This is a genomic window from Pseudomonas sp. JV245A, assembly GCF_032424515.1.
GTDB lineage: Bacteria > Pseudomonadota > Gammaproteobacteria > Pseudomonadales > Pseudomonadaceae > Aquipseudomonas > Aquipseudomonas protegens.
The window spans coordinates 1-307 of sequence record NZ_VYKE01000614.1 but is presented as its reverse complement, the minus strand read 5'-3'; the positions used below and the strand labels follow the sequence as shown (position 1 = coordinate 307).

General features: G+C 63.2%; 1 pseudogene. It reads left to right on the top strand.

Annotated features, from left to right (window positions below):
* Positions 1–307 (top strand): annotated as a pseudogene (locus F6S12_RS33290) (glutamine synthetase); the annotation flags it as partial.

The following is a 307-nucleotide window of genomic DNA, read 5'->3' as shown; positions in this document are numbered from 1 at the left end:
CATGACCGGCGAGCCCGGCAGCGCCATGCACCTGCACCAGAGCATCATCGACATCAACACCGGCAAGAACGTCTTCTCCAATGAAGACGGGACCATGAGCCAGCTGTTCCTCAACCACATCGGTGGTTTGCAGAAGTTCATTCCCGAGCTGCTGCCGCTGTTCGCCCCCAACGTCAACTCGTTCCGTCGTTTCCTGCCCGATACCTCGGCGCCGGTGAACGTCGAGTGGGGCGAAGAGAACCGCACCGTGGGCCTGCGGGTGCCGGATGCCGGGCCACAGAACCGTCGCGTGGAAAACCGCCTGCCG